This is a genomic window from Streptomyces sp. enrichment culture, from assembly GCF_964273255.1.
Taxonomy (GTDB): Bacteria; Actinomycetota; Actinomycetes; order Streptomycetales; family Streptomycetaceae; genus Streptomyces.
The window spans coordinates 5,823,157-5,839,424 of sequence record NZ_OZ186835.1 but is presented as its reverse complement, the minus strand read 5'-3'; the positions used below and the strand labels follow the sequence as shown (position 1 = coordinate 5,839,424).

11 protein-coding genes are annotated in these 16,268 nt (G+C 71.9%); 5 read left to right on the top strand and 6 right to left on the bottom strand.

From position 1 onward, the window contains the following. Window positions 1-13: 13 nt before the first annotated feature. The 3 genes from ACSU53_RS25415 to metH all read right to left on the bottom strand — a co-directional run bounded on the left by ACSU53_RS25415 (window position 14) and on the right by metH (window position 6,505). Window positions 14-1,618, bottom strand: coding sequence for an ABC transporter substrate-binding protein (locus ACSU53_RS25415; RefSeq protein WP_437031330.1), 1,605 nt, complete (start codon window positions 1,616-1,618; stop codon window positions 14-16). A gap of 443 nt (window positions 1,619-2,061) precedes the next feature. Then, entirely contained in the window at window positions 2,062-2,817 is a 756-nt protein-coding gene (locus ACSU53_RS25410) for an HAD family hydrolase (protein WP_437031328.1), read from the bottom strand. Window positions 2,818-2,992: 175 nt separating this feature from the next. Then, window positions 2,993-6,505, bottom strand: a complete 3,513-nt coding sequence (gene metH, locus ACSU53_RS25405) for a methionine synthase (RefSeq protein WP_437031327.1) — start codon at window positions 6,503-6,505, stop codon at window positions 2,993-2,995. Window positions 6,506-6,802: 297 nt separating this feature from the next. Between metH and ACSU53_RS25400 the strand changes: the two genes are divergently transcribed. The 5 genes from ACSU53_RS25400 (at window position 6,803) to ACSU53_RS25380 (ending at window position 13,386) form a co-directional block, all read left to right on the top strand. Beyond that, window positions 6,803-7,567, top strand: coding sequence for an IclR family transcriptional regulator (locus ACSU53_RS25400; protein WP_437031325.1), 765 nt, complete (start codon window positions 6,803-6,805; stop codon window positions 7,565-7,567). A 385-nt stretch (window positions 7,568-7,952) separates the two neighbouring features. Further along, window positions 7,953-8,747, top strand: a complete 795-nt coding sequence (locus ACSU53_RS25395; protein WP_437031323.1) for an MIP/aquaporin family protein — start codon at window positions 7,953-7,955, stop codon at window positions 8,745-8,747. 90 nt (window positions 8,748-8,837) lie between these two features. Continuing rightward, window positions 8,838-10,376, top strand: a complete 1,539-nt coding sequence (glpK, locus tag ACSU53_RS25390; RefSeq protein WP_437031321.1) for a glycerol kinase GlpK — start codon at window positions 8,838-8,840, stop codon at window positions 10,374-10,376. Between the two features lie 19 nt (window positions 10,377-10,395). Further along, window positions 10,396-12,012: an FAD-dependent oxidoreductase gene (locus ACSU53_RS25385; protein ID WP_437031319.1), complete on the top strand. Its 1,617-nt coding sequence runs from the start codon at window positions 10,396-10,398 to the stop codon at window positions 12,010-12,012. 357 nt (window positions 12,013-12,369) lie between these two features. After that, window positions 12,370-13,386 carry a PAC2 family protein gene (locus ACSU53_RS25380; RefSeq protein ID WP_437031317.1) on the top strand — a complete coding sequence of 339 codons (1,017 nt, stop codon included), beginning with the start codon at window positions 12,370-12,372 and terminating at the stop codon, window positions 13,384-13,386. A gap of 84 nt (window positions 13,387-13,470) precedes the next feature. Here the strand turns inward: ACSU53_RS25380 and mshC are convergent, their stop codons facing one another. From mshC to ACSU53_RS25365, 3 genes are all read right to left on the bottom strand, one after another. Next, window positions 13,471-14,700 (bottom strand): cysteine--1-D-myo-inosityl 2-amino-2-deoxy-alpha-D-glucopyranoside ligase, encoded by a 1,230-nt coding sequence (mshC, locus tag ACSU53_RS25375; protein ID WP_437031315.1) that lies wholly within the window; start codon window positions 14,698-14,700, stop codon window positions 13,471-13,473. 107 nt (window positions 14,701-14,807) lie between these two features. Beyond that, window positions 14,808-15,641, bottom strand: a complete 834-nt coding sequence (locus ACSU53_RS25370) for an SCO1664 family protein (protein WP_437031314.1) — start codon at window positions 15,639-15,641, stop codon at window positions 14,808-14,810. Beyond that, on the bottom strand, window positions 15,605-16,195 hold the full coding sequence (locus ACSU53_RS25365; RefSeq protein WP_437031312.1) for a DUF3090 domain-containing protein: 591 nt from the start codon (window positions 16,193-16,195) through the stop codon (window positions 15,605-15,607). The genes ACSU53_RS25370 and ACSU53_RS25365 overlap by 37 nt, the downstream gene beginning before the upstream one ends. Window positions 16,196-16,268: the final 73 nt, after the last annotated feature.

Genomic DNA, 16,268 nt, shown 5'->3' with positions numbered 1-16,268 from the left:
CGGTCGGTTCGGGTCAGCCGTCCACTCCCCGGCCGAGCTCCCACAACTGGAGCGTGGCCGAGGAGTTGAGCGAGTAGGCGGTGCCGGTGATGTCGTCGCGCGCGGCGACGTACTGCTTGCCCTGCCACAGCGGCAGCACGGGCACGTCGTCGGCGACGATGTCCTGAATGTCCGTCAGGCTGCCCGCGGCGCCCAGCCGGTCGGCCTGGCGGCGGGACGCGGGGATGAGGTCCTCGCGGATCTTGTCGTTGGCGTAGGGCGAGCGGAGGAAGTTGTTCTCGTCCAGGAAGGGCGCGAGGAAGTTGTCGGCGTCGGGGAAGTCCGGGAACCAGCCCATGCCGTAGACGTCGTAACGGCCCTTCTGGCCGGCCGCCCGGTATTCCGACCAGGGGTGGCCCTCGATGTCGGCCTCGAACAGTCCGCTGTCGTCGAGCTGCTTGCGGAGCTGCTCGAACTCCGCCTTGGTGCCCGTCCCGTAGTGGTCGGTGTTGTAGTGCAGCGTCAGCTTCACCGGGGTGCTGACGCCGGCGTCCTCGAGCAGTCGCCGGGCCTTAGCGGGGTCGGGGTCGCCGTACTGGTTGAAGAAGGAGTTCGAGTGCCCGGTGATGGTCGCCGGGACGAGCGAGTACAGCGGCTGGGCCTGGGAGCCGTAGACCGCGTCGACCAGTGCTCCGCGGTCGACGATCCGGGCCATGGCCTGCCGGACCGCCTTGGACTTCACGGTCGGGGCGTCGGTGTTGAAGGCCAGGTAGCGGATCTCCAGGCCGGGCATCTCGACGAGGTCGATGTCGTCGTCGGCGTTGCCCGCGAGTTCGTCGATCTGCTCGGGCGACATCGTCCGGGTCATGACGTCGATGTCACCGTGCTCCAGCGCGTCGCCCATGGCGTCGGGGTCCGGGAAGGAGACGATCTGGACCTTGTCGCTGTTCACCTTCAGCGAGCCCTTGTAGTGCGGGTTCCTGGTGAAGGTGGCGCGGACCATCTCGCCCTTGTCGACCTCGGCGTCCAGGGTGTAGGGGCCGGAGCCGTCGACGTCGAAGCCGTCGCGCAGCTTGTCCTTGGCGTAGCTCTCGGGCTGGACGATGCCGGCGACGGGCGTGGAGAGCTTGTAGGGGAAGGTGGCGTCGGCGGTCTTCAGGTGGAAGATCACCTCGCGGTCGCCCTGGGTCTCCACGGTGTCCACGGTGGACAGCAGCGCGTGGACCTCGCTGTCCGCCTTGATGGCCAGGGCCCGGTCGATGGAGTACTTCACGTCCTCGGCGGTGATCGCGTCGCCGTCGGCGAACTTCAGGCCCTCGCGGAGGACGCAGCGGTAGCGCTCGTTGCCGGCGTCGGTGAACTCGCACGACTCGGCCGCCTCGGGCACGGGCTCGCCGGCCCCCCGCGGCTGGGTCATCAGCGTCTGGACGGTCTGGCGCAGGATGTTCCAGGTGCCGACGTCGTAGGCGAAGGCGGGGTCGAGCGGGGCCGGGTCGTCCTCCGAGGCGGTGAACCGGTCCGTGGTGCCGACCACGATGGCGTCGCTGTCGCCGCTGCCGCCGTCGGTGTCCCCGCACCCGGCGAGCACCGGCGCGAGCAGGCCCAGGAGGGCCGCCGGCACCAAAGTCTTGCGGTTCATGCTCGAGTTTCTCCAGAGCTGTCGACTCCGTGTACCCGGCATGCAGGGGTGGCGCAGCGGATCACGAGAGGGGGGCGATGTTCTCGCGACGAGATTAGTCCGCCACCGCAGGGGGGCCGACAAGTACCGGAGTTGGGCGTTCATCACGCAGTGGAATCGGGTGTGAACGCACCGGCAGAAGCGTCCGGGGAATGATTCGTGCAGCGTCCCCCCAATCGGTACACATGGGTCCGAGCACAGGTGCCGAAAAGGGGCGGACGGCACGCCCCGGCACCCCCCTCGCGCACGCGGAAAGTGGCGAACCTCACATGTGAAAACGGCCTCGATGGTAACGGAATTAAGCCATCACCCATGATTCGAATTCCGCCGTACACATGTTCCGTGATCACGCGGTCACGGGAACGGAATTCCGGTGCCGGCGTTGTTGCACGCTGGGTGAACTTCTAGCGCATTTCCGTCATCAGACCGCGCAGGAATGGCAGGTCGACCACTTCCAGCGAGGGGACGACGGTGCGGCCGGCGGCCGGCGGGATGGGCGCCACGGAGGGCACCGCCACCACCTGGCAGCCGGCGGCCTCCCCGGCCGCGACCCCGGTCGCGGTGTCCTCGACGACCGCGCAGCGGGCCGGGTCGGCCCCGAGTCCGGCGGCGGCGGACAGGTACGGGTCCGGGTGCGGCTTGGTGCGCGGGACCTCGTCACCGGCGACCGAGAGGGCGAAGTGGCGCCGCCCGAGGGAGTTCATGACCCGGTCGATGATCCGCCGGTGCGAGGCGGACACCAGGGCCGTGGGGACGCGGTGCTCCGACAGTTCGGCGAGCAGCCGCTCCGCCCCGGGCATCAGCGGCAGCGCCCGGTCGATGCGGGCCTCGAAACCGTCGTTGAGCAGGACCGTCAGCTCGGGGAGCGCGATGTCGGCGCCGGTCGCCTCGATCAGGAATCCGGCGCTGCGGGACATGGGACCGCCCACCACGACGTGGCGCCAGGACTCGTCGAGGGTGTGCCCGAGGGAGGCGAAGACCTCGACCTCGACGTCCCACCAGAAGCCCTCGGTGTCGACGAGCGTGCCGTCCATGTCCAGGAGCACGGCCTGCAGGCCGGTGCCCGCCGAACGGGTGGGGGCGGCGGCCGTCCGGGCGCGGCCGGACGGCCGGGGCAGCGGCCCCGGGGCGGAGCCGAAAGCGGGGATCGTACTGGTCATCCACGTACCTCCTGGAGGGGCGAGCAGGCCGGCCCCCCGTGCGGGGAGCCGGCCTGCAGTGGACCGACCAGTGTACGTCGCGCGTGGGGCACATGCCTCATTTGCCCCGTGGGTCCCCCGCCACACGCCGCAGGGGACCTGCGCCCCGAAGGGCGCGGTGAGGCGGGTGCGTGCCTCAGCGGGCGTTGAAGTACTTGGCCTCCGGGTGGTGGATCACGATGGCGTCCGTGGACTGCTCCGGGTGCAGCTGGAACTCCTCGGACAGGACGACCCCGATCCGCTCGGGCTGGAGCAGCTCGGCGATCTTGGCGCGGTCCTCCAGGTCCGGGCAGGCGCCGTAGCCGAGGGAGAAGCGGGCCCCCCGGTACTTCAGGGCGAACATGTCCTCCATGTCGGCCGGGTCCTCCCCCGCGAAGCCGAGCTCGCTGCGCACGCGGGCGTGCCAGTACTCGGCGAGCGCCTCCGCCAACTGCACCGACAGACCGTGCAGTTCGAGGTAGTCGCGGTAGGCGTTGGCCTCGAACATCCGGGCCGTCTCCTCGCCGATGCGGGAGCCGACGGTGACGACCTGGAAGCCCACCACGTCGGTCTCGCCGGACTCCTCGGGCCGGAAGAAGTCCGCGAGACACAGGCGGCGCCCGCGGCGCTGGCGCGGGAAGGTGAAGCGGGTCCGCTCGTTGCCGTCCTCGTCGAGGACGATCAGGTCGTCGTCCTTGGAGACACACGGGAAGTAGCCGTGGACCACGGCCGCCTCCAGCAGGTTGTCCGTCTGGAGCCGGTCCAGCAGGCCGCGCAGCCGGGGCCGCCCCTCGCTCTCGACGAGCTCCTCGTACGTCGGGCCCTCGCCGGTGCGGGCCTGCTTGAGCCCCCACTGGCCCTTGAACAGGGCGCCCTCGTCGAGCCAGGAGGCGTACTCCTTGAGCTGGATGCCCTTGCTGACCCGGGTGCCCCAGAACGGCGGGGTGGGCACGGGGTTGTCGGTGGCGACGTCGGAGCGCACGTGCCCGTCCTCGGGGCGCTCCTCGATCTCCACGGTGGCCGCCCGCACGCGCCGCTGGCGCAGTTCGGGCAGCTTGGCCCCGGGCACCCCGCGCTTGATGCCGATCAGGGCGTCCATCAGGCGCAGGCCCTCGAAGGCGTCGCGGGCGTAGCGCACCTCGCCCTGGTAGATCTCGTGCAGGTCCTGCTCGACGTAGGCGCGGGTCAGGGCGGCGCCGCCCAGGATGACCGGGTAGTCGGCGGCCAGGCCGCGCTGGTTGAGCTCCTCCAGGTTCTCCTTCATGATCACGGTCGACTTCACCAGCAGGCCGGACATGCCGATGACGTCGGCCCGGTGCTCGTCGGCGGCGTCGAGGATCGCGGAGACCGGCTGCTTGATGCCGAGGTTGACGACGTTGTAGCCGTTGTTCGACAGGATGATGTCGACCAGGTTCTTGCCGATGTCGTGCACGTCGCCGCGGACGGTGGCCAGCACGATGGTGCCCTTGCCGGCCTCGTCGGTCTTCTCCATGTGCGGTTCGAGGTGCGCCACGGCGGACTTCATCACCTCGGCGGACTGGAGCACGAACGGCAGCTGCATCTGGCCGGAGCCGAACAGCTCGCCGACCACCTTCATGCCGTCCAGGAGGGTGTCGTTGACGATGTCGAGCGCCTTGCGGGTCTGCAGGGCCTCGTCGAGGTCGGCCTCCAGGCCCTTGCGCTCGCCGTCGATGATGCGGCGCTTGAGCCGCTCGTCCAGCGGCAGGGCGGCCAGTTCCTCGGCCTTGCCGGCCTTCAGGGACTTGGCGGTGGCGCCCTCGAACAGCTGCATCAGCTTCTGCAGCGGGTCGTAGCCCTCGCGGCGGCGGTCGTAGATCAGGTCGAGGGCGGTCCGGACCTCCTCCTCGCTGAAGCGGGCGATGGGGAGGATCTTCGAGGCGTGCACGATCGCCGAGTCCAGCCCGGCCTTGACGCACTCGTCCAGGAAGACGGAGTTGAGCAGGATGCGGGCGGCCGGGTTGAGGCCGAAGGAGATGTTCGACAGGCCCAGCGTGGTCTGCACCGCCGGGTGACGCCGCTTCAGTTCGCGGATGCCCTCGATGGTGGCGACGCCGTCCTTGCGGGACTCCTCCTGGCCGGTGCAGATCGTGAAGGTGAGGCAGTCGATGAGGATGTCCTCCTCACGGATGCCCCAGTTGCCGGTGAGGTCCTCGATCAGCCGTTCGGCGATCTCGACCTTCTTCTCGGCGGTGCGGGCCTGGCCCTCCTCGTCGATGGTCAGCGCGATCAGGGCGGCGCCGTGCTCCTGGGCCAGCCGGGTGACGCGGGCGAACCGGGACTCGGGACCCGCGCCGTCCTCGTAGTTGACGGAGTTGATGACCGCCCGGCCGCCCAGCCGCTCCAGGCCGGCCCGGATGACGTCGACCTCGGTGGAGTCCAGGACGATCGGCAGGGTGGAGGCGGTGGCGAGCCGGCCGGCCAGTTCGCTCATGTCGGCGACGCCGTCGCGGCCGACGTAGTCCACGCACAGGTCGAGCATGTGCGCGCCCTCGCGGATCTGTTCGCGGGCCAGTTCCACGCAGGCGTCCCAGCGGCCCTCCAGCATGGCCTCGCGGAACTTCTTGGAGCCGTTGGCGTTGGTCCGCTCGCCGATCGCCAGGTAGGCGGTGTCCTGGCGGAAGGGGACGCTCTGGTAGAGGGAGGCGGCGCCGGGCTCGGGGCGCGGGTCGCGCTCGGCCGGGGCCAGGTCGCCCACCCGCTCGACCAGTTGCCGCAGGTGCTCGGGGGTCGTGCCGCAGCAGCCGCCGACCAGGGACAGGCCGTAGTCGCGGACGAAGTTCTCCTGGGCGTCGGCCAGCTCACCGGGGGTCAGCGGGTACCGCGCGCCGTCCTTGGTGAGTTCGGGCAGCCCGGCGTTGGGCATGCAGGACAGCCGGATGCGGGAGTGGCGGGCCAGGTGGCGCAGGTGCTCGCTCATCTCGGCGGGGCCGGTGGCGCAGTTCAGCCCGATCATGTCGATGCCGAGCGGTTCCAGCGCGGTGAGCGCGGCGCCGATCTCGGAGCCGAGGAGCATGGTGCCGGTGGTCTCGACCGTGACCGACACGATCAGCGGGACCTCGAAGCCGGCGGTCTCCATGGCGCGGCGGGCGGCGACGACGCTCGCCTTGGTCTGCAGCAGGTCCTGGGTCGTCTCCACGAGCAGCGCGTCCGCGCCTCCGGCGAGCAGGCCCTCGGCGTTCTGCTGGTAGGCGTCGCGGATGGCGGCGAAGGTGGTGTGGCCGAGCGTGGGGAGCTTGGTGCCGGGGCCCATCGAGCCCAGCACCCAGCGGAGCCGGCCGTCGCGGGCGGTGTACTCGTCCGCCGCCTCGCGGGCGATCCGCGCCCCGGCCTCGGAGAGTTCGGTGACGCGTTCGGCGATGTCGTACTCGCCGAGGGCCGTCAGGTTGGCGCCGAAGGTGTTCGTCTCGACGCAGTCGACGCCCGCTGCGAAGTACTCGGCATGGACCGAACGGACGATGTCCGGGCGTGTCAGGTTCAGGATCTCGTTGCAGCCTTCGAGGTTCTCGAAGTCCTCGAGCGTCGGGTCCTGAGCCTGGAGCATGGTGCCCATCGCACCGTCGGCGACCACCACCCGGGTGGCGAGTGCCTCTCGTAGGGCGGACACACGGGTCCGGCTGTCGGCGGAAGGGGACTGCGGCAACGAGGCCATGTGAAGGGCTCCCTCAGATGCGACGGCTGTCGGCTTTGCGGCTGCGTGGGGGGAGGCGTCACGGGCCTTCCCCGGCAGGGGCGCACGCGGCCAGGGTAGCCGGGACCGCGTGCCGATGTTCGGAGCGTCCACGGGCCGGACCATGATGGGCGGCACCCGTTGCGCAGGACGAGTGAGGCGACCGATGACCTCCGACCATTGGCGGGAGGTCGGCATCGACCGGTAGTGTTCGGCAATGCCGAACAGCGGCAGCGGCGTCGCAGGTCGACGGTCGAAGGGGACGGAGGCAGTACGGCGATGGCACGGAACATCCAGTCGCTCGAACGGGCGGCGGCGATGCTGCGCCTGCTCGCGGGCGGCGAGCGGCGGCTCGGCCTCTCGGACATCGCCTCCTCGCTGGGCCTGGCCAAGGGCACCGCGCACGGCATCCTGCGCACCCTCCAGCAGGAGGGCTTCGTGGAGCAGGACGACGCCTCCGGCCGCTACCAGCTGGGCGCCGAACTGCTGCGCCTGGGCACCACCTACCTGGACGTGCACGAGCTGCGGGCCCGGGCCCTGGTGTGGACGGACGACCTGGCCCGCTCCAGCGGGGAGAGCGTCTACCTCGGCGTGCTGCACCAGCAGGGCGTGCTGATCGTGCACCACGTCTTCCGGCCGGACGACAGCCGGCAGGTCCTGGAGATCGGGGCCATGCAGCCGCTGCACTCCACCGCGCTGGGCAAGGTGCTGTCCGCCTACGACCCGGTGGCGCACAGCGAGGCCCTGGACGCGGACCGCAAGGCGTTCACCGACCGCACGGTGTGCGATCCGGACGCCTTCGAGCAGATCCTGGACCTGACCCGCGCGCGTGGCTACGCGGCGGACGTGGAGGAGACCTGGGAGGGCGTGGCGTCCATCGCGGCGCCCATCCACGACCGGCGGCGGATGCCGGTGGGGGCGGTCGGGGTGACCGGTGCGGTGGAGCGGCTGCGCGGGGACGGCGACCTGCGGCCGGAACTGATCGCCGCGGTGCGGGACTGCGCCCGGTCGGTGTCCCGGGACCTGGGCGCGCGCCGCTTCTGAGCGAGGTTGGACCTTCGACCGGGGCGCCGGGCCGGCGCTCCGGCCGCCGTCGTGCCCGGGGCCGGAGCGCTCGCGGGACGGCCGCCCGTCCGGACCCCGGCGGACGAAGGACGCGCCCGCGCGGGAGGGTGTGCCCTCGGTGCGCCGGGACATCTGACGGGCCGTGATCAGTAACGATCGCGTTTTCGACAACCAGACCCTTGACGCACGGAACACGCCACGGCGAGACTCCCGTCCATCGGTCGGCATTGTCGAACACCTACCGGCAATACGCGCTAGAGTGTGACAACGCCAAGGGCCGGCATCGCTCTCAATTTCCGAGGGCGCCCATCCCCGGAGGGACCCGGGGGTCGGCTTCCCTGGACGAAGGACAAAGGAGTCGCGGGTGTCCAGCTCCGACATCTTCATCGGCGAGACCATCGGTACCGCCATACTCATCCTGCTCGGCGGCGGTGTGTGTGCCGCCGTGACGCTGAAGGCCTCCAAGGCCCGCAACGCCGGCTGGCTCGCCATCGCCTTCGGGTGGGGGTTCGCCGTCATGACGGCCGTCTACATCGCCGGGCCGCTCTCCGGCGCCCACCTCAACCCGGCCGTCACCCTGGCCCTCGCCATCAAGGACGGCGACTGGAGCAACGTTCCCGTCTACTTCGCCGGAGAGTTCCTCGGCGCGATGATTGGTGCCACTCTGGTCTGGATGGCGTACTACGGGCAGTTCCAGGTCCACCTGACCGACAAGGAGATCGTCGGCGGGCCGGGCGCCCAGGCGACCACCGCCAAGGCGGTCGAGGCCCAGGAGAAGGGCGCGGGCCCGGTGCTGGGCGTCTTCTCCACCGGCCCCGAGATCCGGAACCCGGTGCAGAACCTCGCCACGGAGATCATCGGCACCATGGTGCTGCTGCTCGCCGTGCTCACGCAGGGCCTGAACGACGAGGGCAACGGCCTCGGCGTCCTGGGCGGACTGATCACCGCGCTCGTGGTCGTCTCGATCGGTCTCTCCCTCGGCGGCCCGACCGGGTACGCGATCAACCCGGCCCGCGACCTCGGTCCGCGCATCGTGCACGCCCTGCTGCCGCTGCCCAACAAGGGCGGCTCGGACTGGTCCTACGCCTGGGTCCCGGTGGTCGGTCCGCTCATCGGCGGCGCCCTCGCGGCGGGCATCTACAACGTCGCTCTCGCCTGAGAGCCCCCGTATGCCCGCCGGCCGCCGCCAGGACTTCGCCGCAGCGCCGTACGTTCAGCCCCGTAACCAAGGAACTCCCAGGAGCACACAGTGACCGACGCCCACACCGCCGGCCCCTTCATCGCAGCCATCGACCAGGGCACGACCTCGTCCCGCTGCATCGTGTTCGACCGCGACGGCCGGATCGTCTCCGTCGACCAGAAGGAACACGAGCAGATCTTCCCCAAGCCGGGCTGGGTCGAGCACGACGCCACGGAGATCTGGACCAACGTCCAGGAGGTCGTCGCCGGCGCGATCGAGAAGGCCGGCATCACCCGCGACGACATCAAGGCCATCGGCATCACCAACCAGCGCGAGACCACCGTGCTGTGGGACCGCAACACCGGTGAGCCCGTCCACAACGCCATCGTCTGGCAGGACACCCGTACCGACGCCCTCTGCCGCGAGCTGGGCCGCAACGTCGGCCAGGACCGCTTCCGCCGCGAGACCGGCCTGCCGCTGGCCTCCTACTTCGCGGGCCCGAAGGCCCGGTGGCTGCTCGACAACGTCGAGGGCCTGAAGGAGCGCGCCGAGGCCGGCGACATCCTCTTCGGCACGATGGACACCTGGGTCATCTGGAACCTGACCGGCGGCACCGACGGCGGCCACCACGTCACGGACGTCACCAACGCGTCCCGCACCATGCTGATGAACCTGCACACCATGCAGTGGGACGAGAAGATCGCCGAGTCCATCGGCGTGCCCACCGCGATGCTCCCCGAGATCCGCTCCTCCGCGGAGGTCTACGGCGAGATCAAGGGCGGCAAGCTGGGCGACCTGCTCGGCGGCATCCCGGTCGCCTCCGCCCTGGGCGACCAGCAGGCGGCCCTGTTCGGCCAGACGTGCTTCTCCGAGGGCGAGACCAAGTCCACCTACGGCACCGGCACCTTCATGGTGATGAACACCGGCGACAAGGTCATCAACTCCTACAGCGGGCTGCTGACCACCGTCGGCTACCAGATCGGCGGGCAGAAGCCTGTCTACGCCCTGGAGGGCTCGATCGCCGTCACCGGCGCGCTGGTGCAGTGGATGCGCGACCAGATGGGCCTGATCTCCACCGCCGCCGAGATCGAGACGCTCGCGCTCTCGGTCGAGGACAACGGCGGCGCCTACTTCGTGCCGGCCTTCTCCGGCCTGTTCGCCCCGTACTGGCGCTCCGACGCCCGCGGTGTCATCGCCGGCCTCACCCGGTACGTGACCAAGGCGCACCTCGCGCGCGCCGTCCTGGAGGCCACCGCCTGGCAGACGCGGGAGATCGCGGACGCCATGACGAAGGACTCCGGGGTGGAGCTGACCGCCCTCAAGGTCGACGGCGGCATGACCTCCAACAACCTGTTGATGCAGACCCTCTCGGACTTCCTGGACGCCCCCGTGGTGCGCCCGATGGTCGCCGAGACCACCTGCCTCGGCGCCGCCTACGCCGCCGGCCTCGCCGTCGGCTTCTGGAACAGCACCGACGACCTGCGCGCCAACTGGCGGCGGGCCGCCGAGTGGACGCCCCGGATGGACGCGGACACCCGCGACCGCGAGTACAAGAGCTGGCTCAAGGCCGTCGAGCGGACCATGGGCTGGATCGACGACGAAGACTGACGAGGAGCAAGAACCCGACATGACCACTCAGTCCACCCTGCAGTCCGTGCCTGCCCTGGGGACGCACCCGGCCTCCGGCTCGAACCCGAGCCGGGCCGAGACCCGGGACCAGCTCACCAAGGCGTCGTACGACCTCCTCGTGATCGGCGGCGGCATCCTGGGCATCTCGACCGCCTGGCACGCCGCGCAGTCCGGTCTCAGGGTGGCACTGGTGGACGCCGGCGACTTCGCCGGCGCCACCTCCTCCGCCTCCTCCAAGCTGCTCCACGGCGGTCTGCGCTACCTGCAGACCGGCGCGGTGAAGCTGGTCGCGGAGAACCACTTCGAGCGCCGTGCGGTCTCCCGGCAGGTGGCCCCGCACCTGTCGAACCCGCTCACCTTCTACCTGCCCGTGTACAAGGGCGGGCCGCACGGCGCGGCGAAGCTGGGGGCCGGCGTCTTCGCCTACTCGGCGCTGTCGGCCTTCGGCGACGGCGTCGGCCACCTCCTGTCGCCCGCCAAGGCCGCCCGCGACGTGCCGGAGCTGCGCACCGACGGCCTCAAGGCCGTGGCCGTGTACGGCGACGACCAGATGAACGACGCGCGCATGGCTCTGATGACGGTCCGCGCGGCCGCCGAGTCGGGCGCGGTCGTCCTGAACCACGCCGAGGTGACCGGCCTGCGCTTCACCCGGGGCCGGGTCACCGGCGCCGAGCTGCGCGACCGGCTCTCCGGGGACGAGTTCGGGGTGAACGCCCGGCTGGTGCTGAACGCGACCGGCCCGTGGGTCGACCACCTGCGCCGCATGGAGGACCCGGGCGCCGCGCCGTCGATCCGCCTGTCGAAGGGCGCCCACCTGGTGCTCAAGCGCACCTCGCCCTGGAAGGCCGCGCTCGCCACGCCGATCGACAAGTACCGCATCACCTTCGCCCTCCCCTGGGAGGACATGCTGCTCCTCGGCACGACCGACGAGGAGTTCGAGGGCGACCCGGCGGACGTCGCCGTCAACGACAAGGACGTCGCCCAGATACTCGACGAGGCCGCGTTCTCCATCCGCGACCAGCAGCTCGACCGGGACCTGATCACCTACGCCTTCGCCGGGCTGCGGGTGTTGCCCGGCGGCCCCGGCGACACCGCCAAGGCCAAGCGGGAGACCGTCGTCACCGAGGGCCGGGCCGGCATGCTGTCGGTCGCGGGCGGCAAGTGGACCACCTTCCGGCACATCGGCCGCACCGTCATGCAGAAGCTCCAGGCGCTGCCAGGGCACCCGCTGGGCGAGGACTTCGAGCCGGTGGCGTCGCTGCCGAAGAAGCTGCCGCTGCCGGGCGTCGCCAACCCGCGCGCGGTCGCCCACCGGCTGCTGGTGGACGGGCCGGCGCCCGGTCCCCGCATGGCGGCGGACACCGCCCGGCACCTGGCCACCCACTACGGTTCGCTGGCGTTCGACATCGCCCGGCTGGCCAACGACGACCCGGCGCTGGCGCAGCGGGTGCACCCGGACGCGCCGGAGATCTGGGCGCAGGTCGTGTGGGCCCGGGACCACGAGTGGGCCGAGACCGCCGACGACGTGCTGCGGCGCCGGACCACCCTGACGATCCGCGGCCTGGCCACGGACGAGGTCCGCGGACGTGTCCAGGACCTGCTCGACAGGAAGTAGACACCGGCCCCGCCGCAGCGGGGTGCGGATCCCGGGTTCCGCGCGGGGGGCGGGGCCGGGAAGGGGGCGGTCCCACGCCGACGGGGGCCGCCCCCACCGCTGTGCCGACGTCCGGCCGCGGCGTCCTAGGCCGGGTGTCCGGGCGGCCGTCCGGGCCGGGACGCGGCGTCACCCCGGCGGCACCGCACGGGAGTTCGCCCCGGTCCTCCGGGCGGCGCGCCCGGGGGGGCGGGGGTGTGTCCGGGTGACTCCCGGGGCAGTCATGGGGTCACTCCCCCCGCACGGGGGCTGCGGGCGTCCCCGCGGCACGCCGTAAGGTTGGGGGGTACGCGAGGGCACGTCGGAAGGAGGCGCTGGGTGATCGAGCTCGAGGGGGTTCCCGAGCTGATCGACCCGGTCATGGTGGCCGCGTTCGAGGGCTGGAACGACGCCGGCGACGCCGCCTCCACCGCGGTCGCGCACCTGGAGCGGGAATGGAAGGGCGAGGTCTTCGCGGCGCTGGACGCCGAGGACTACTACGACTTCCAGGTCAACCGTCCGACGGTGTTCATGGACGGCGGGGTCCGCAAGGTGACCTGGCCGACGACGCGGCTGTCCGTGGTCCGGGTGGGCGGCGACAAGCCGCGCGACCTCGTCCTAGTCCGCGGGATCGAGCCGTCGATGCGGTGGCGTTCGTTCTGCAACGAGCTCCTCGGCTTCGCCCACGAGCTCGGCGTGGAGATGGTGGTCGTCCTGGGCGCCCTGCTCGGCGACACCCCGCACACCCGTCCGGTACCGATCAGCGGGACCACGTCCGACCCGGACCTGGCGCGGCGCATGGACCTGGAGGAGACCAGGTACGAGGGCCCCACGGGCATCGTCGGCATCCTCCAGGAGGCGTGCACGCACGCCGGGGTCCCGGCGGTGTCGCTGTGGGCGGCGGTCCCGCACTACGTGTCGCAGCCGCCCAACCCGAAGGCCACGCTGGCCCTCCTGAACCGCCTGGAGGACCTGATCGACGTGCGCATCCCGCTGGGCGAGCTGCCGGAGGACGCGCGGGCCTGGCAGGTGGGCGTGGACCAGCTGGCCGCGGAGGACAGCGAGGTCTCCGAGTACGTGCAGTCGCTGGAGGAGGCCCGGGACACCGCCGAGCTGCCCGAGGCGTCGGGCGAGGCCATCGCCCGGGAGTTCGAGCGGTACCTGCGGCGTCGTGACGGGGCGTCGGGCCCCGCGCCCGGCGGGCACGCCACCGACGGCGGCGAGGGCCCGGCCTCCTACCGGCGGGAGGGCCCGGGCGGCCGCGCCCGGCCGTCGAGGCCGCCGAAGCCGGAGACGGAGACGGAGACGGAGACCGGCGGCACCGAACGGGACGGCGAGGAGCCGTCCGAGGAGTGAACGGGCCCGGGGCTCCCGTCCCCCCGGGGGGACGGGAGCCCCGGCCGTTGCCGGGCCCGCCCGGACCGCGCGGACCCGGCCCCGCTACAGGGCGACGCCGAGCAGGGCGTCGACGGCGCGGGAGACGACGCCGGGCGCGCCCGCGTCCGTGCCCCCTTCGCTCTCCTGGAGGACCACCCAGCGGTCGACGGCCGCCAGGGCCGCCGGGGCGTCCAGGTCGTTCGCCAGGGCCTCGCGGATCTCCTCGACCAGGGCGTCGGCGGGCGGGCCGTCGGGGCGGGAGACCGCCGCGCGCCAGTGGCCGAGCCGGGTCAGGGCGTCCTGGAGGACCTGGTCGGTCCACTCCCAGTCGGCCCGGTAGTGGTGGGCGAGCAGGGCCAGGCGGATCGCGGCCGGGTCGACGCCCTCGCGCCGCAGGGCGGACACGAAGACCAGGTTGCCCTTGGACTTGGACATCTTCTCGCCGTGCAGGGCGACCATGCCGGCGTGCACGTAGGCCTTGGCCATGGGGAACTCGCCGGTGAGCACCTGGGCGTGCGAGGCGCCCATCTCGTGGTGCGGGAAGACGAGGTCGGAGCCGCCGCCCTGGACGTCGAAGCCCATGCCGAGGCGGTCGAGGGCGATGGCGACGCACTCGATGTGCCAGCCGGGACGGCCGCGGCCCAGCGAGCCGCCGTCCCAGCTCGGCTCGCCCTCGCGGGCGGCCATCCAGAGCATGGGGTCGACGGGGTCCTTCTTGCCGGGCCGGTCCGGGTCGCCGCCGCGTTCGGCCGACAGCAGCCGCATGGCGGCCGCGTCCAGGCGGGAGACCTCGCCGAAGTGGGGGTCGGACTCGACGGAGAAGTAGATGTCGCCGTCGACCTCGTAGGCGGCGCCCAGCTCCCGCAGCCGCTCCACCAGCGGAACGATCCCCGGTATGGCCTCCACGGCGCCTATGTAGTCCCGCGGGGGCAGCATCCGCAGGGCCGTCATGTCCTCGCGGAACAGGGAGGTCTCCTGCTCGGCGAGGGCCGCCCAGTCGACGCCGTCGCGGTCCGCCCGCTCCAGCAGCGGATCGTCGATGTCGGTGACGTTCTGGACGTAGTGGACCTGCCGCTCGGTGTCGAGCCACACGCGCTGCACGAGGTCGAACGCGTTGTACGTCGCCGCGTGCCCGATGTGGGTCGCGTCGTACGGGGTGATGCCGCACACGTAGATGCGGGCGACGGGACCGGGATCGAGGGTGACGAGGCCGCCGGTCGCGGTGTCGTGGATCCTCAGGTCGCGGCCCCGGCCGGGCAGGGCGGGGACTTCGGAAGCGGGCCAGGCATGCATGGAGCGAGCCTAACCGGACCGGAGTTCCGGATACGAACCGGAGCGGGCCGGATGGCCGTGAAGGCACTCTTGCGCGTGGCCGCCCGATGTGCCCGCGTGCGCCGCGGTCACACGGGGGGCCAGGGGATGGCGGGCCACTGCCCGCCGGGCGCCGGGTGGGTCCCTGCGGCGAGCAGCGCGGCCACGCGCGCCCGGGTGGCGTCGATCTCCTCGGCGGAGAGCAGCGGCGCGAGAGCCGCGGACAGCGGGCCGTCGTCCGCCAGGGCCGCCCCGAGGCCGGTGAGCACCTCGCGGGCCTCCTCGGTCAGCGGCTCCCCCGCCCAGCCCCACAGCAGGGTGCGCAGCTTGTCCTCGGTGTGGAAGGTGACACCGTGGTCGATGCCGTACAGCCGGCCGCCGGCCGCGGGGAGCAGGTGACCGCCCTTGCGGTCGGCGTTGTTGATCACGGCGTCGAGCACCGCCAGCCGGCGCAGCCGCGGGTCGTCGGCGTGCACCAGGAGGGCGGTGCCGCCGTCCCCGGTGTCGACGAAGCCGATGGCCTTCCAGCCCGGCTCGGCCTCCTCGCCCTCCACCACGGCGAGCAGCGCGTCCCCGGGCACCGTCTCCACCCACAGCTGGCACATGCCCTCGCCGTGGGGGCCGTCGCGCAGCACGGTGGGCGGCACGAGGTCCCAGCCGGTGGCCGCGCAGACCAGGTGGGCGGCGACCTCCCGCCCGGCGAGCGTCCCCGTCGGAAAGTCCCACAGGGGGCGCTCCCCGGCGACCGGCTTGTAGACGCAGGCGGCCTCGCGGCCCTCATGGGTGACGGTGCAGTACAGCGCCGTGTTGGACGCCTCGCGGATGCGGCCGCGCACGGTCAGCTCCCCCTCGGCGAGCAGCGTCGTGACGGCGGGGTCGGTGGTGGTCACGCTCCGCGGCGGTATCCGTTCTGGCGCGGACATACGTGTCCTTCCGGGTCGAGCGGGAGGCTGCACAGCGGGCACGGCGGCCGCCCGGCGTTGACGACGTCCAGGGCGCGCTTGGCGAAGGCGCGGGCCTGCGCGCCGGTGAGGCGGACCCGCAGCATGGGGGGTCCGTTCTCCTCGTCCTGGAGCATCCGCTCCTCGGCCTCGGCGAGGTCCTCCTCGGACTCGGCGTCGAGTTCGACGAGGGCCTGCGCCTCGACGATCATGCGCTGCTCCTCGCCGTCCCAGGCCAGCGCCATGGTCCCGACCCGGAACTCCTCCTCCACCGGAGTCTCCAGCGGAGCGGTGTCGGGAACGTCGGCGGGGGCCACGGCCGGGACGGCGGCGTTGCCGCCGCTACGGCGTACGACCTCGTCGAGCAGTTCGTCCATGCGCTCGGCGAGCGCCGCGACCTGGGTCTTCTCCAGGGCCACGCTGGTCACGCGGGAACCGGCTGAGGCCTGGAGGAAGAACGTACGGCGCCCTGGCAGTCCGACCGTACCGGCCACGAAACGTTCCGGCTGGTCGTAGAGGAACACCTGACGGGACACGTCCTGTCTCCATTGAGAGTGGTGGGCACGGGCGTCGGTTCATGGGGACCACGGCTGCGACCGCTTCACCCTA

Coding starts and splice junctions, on each gene's coding strand:
- ACSU53_RS25370 (WP_437031314.1), bottom strand. CDS start 15,641: ATGTCCGCGCCAGAACGGATACCGCCGCGGAGCGTGACCACCACCGAC.
- ACSU53_RS25410 (WP_437031328.1), bottom strand. CDS start 2,817: ATGACCAGTACGATCCCCGCTTTCGGCTCCGCCCCGGGGCCGCTGCCC.
- ACSU53_RS25400 (WP_437031325.1), top strand. CDS start 6,803: ATGGCACGGAACATCCAGTCGCTCGAACGGGCGGCGGCGATGCTGCGC.
- ACSU53_RS25385 (WP_437031319.1), top strand. CDS start 10,396: ATGACCACTCAGTCCACCCTGCAGTCCGTGCCTGCCCTGGGGACGCAC.
- mshC (WP_437031315.1), bottom strand. CDS start 14,700: ATGCATGCCTGGCCCGCTTCCGAAGTCCCCGCCCTGCCCGGCCGGGGC.
- metH (WP_437031327.1), bottom strand. CDS start 6,505: ATGGCCTCGTTGCCGCAGTCCCCTTCCGCCGACAGCCGGACCCGTGTG.
- ACSU53_RS25415 (WP_437031330.1), bottom strand. CDS start 1,618: ATGAACCGCAAGACTTTGGTGCCGGCGGCCCTCCTGGGCCTGCTCGCG.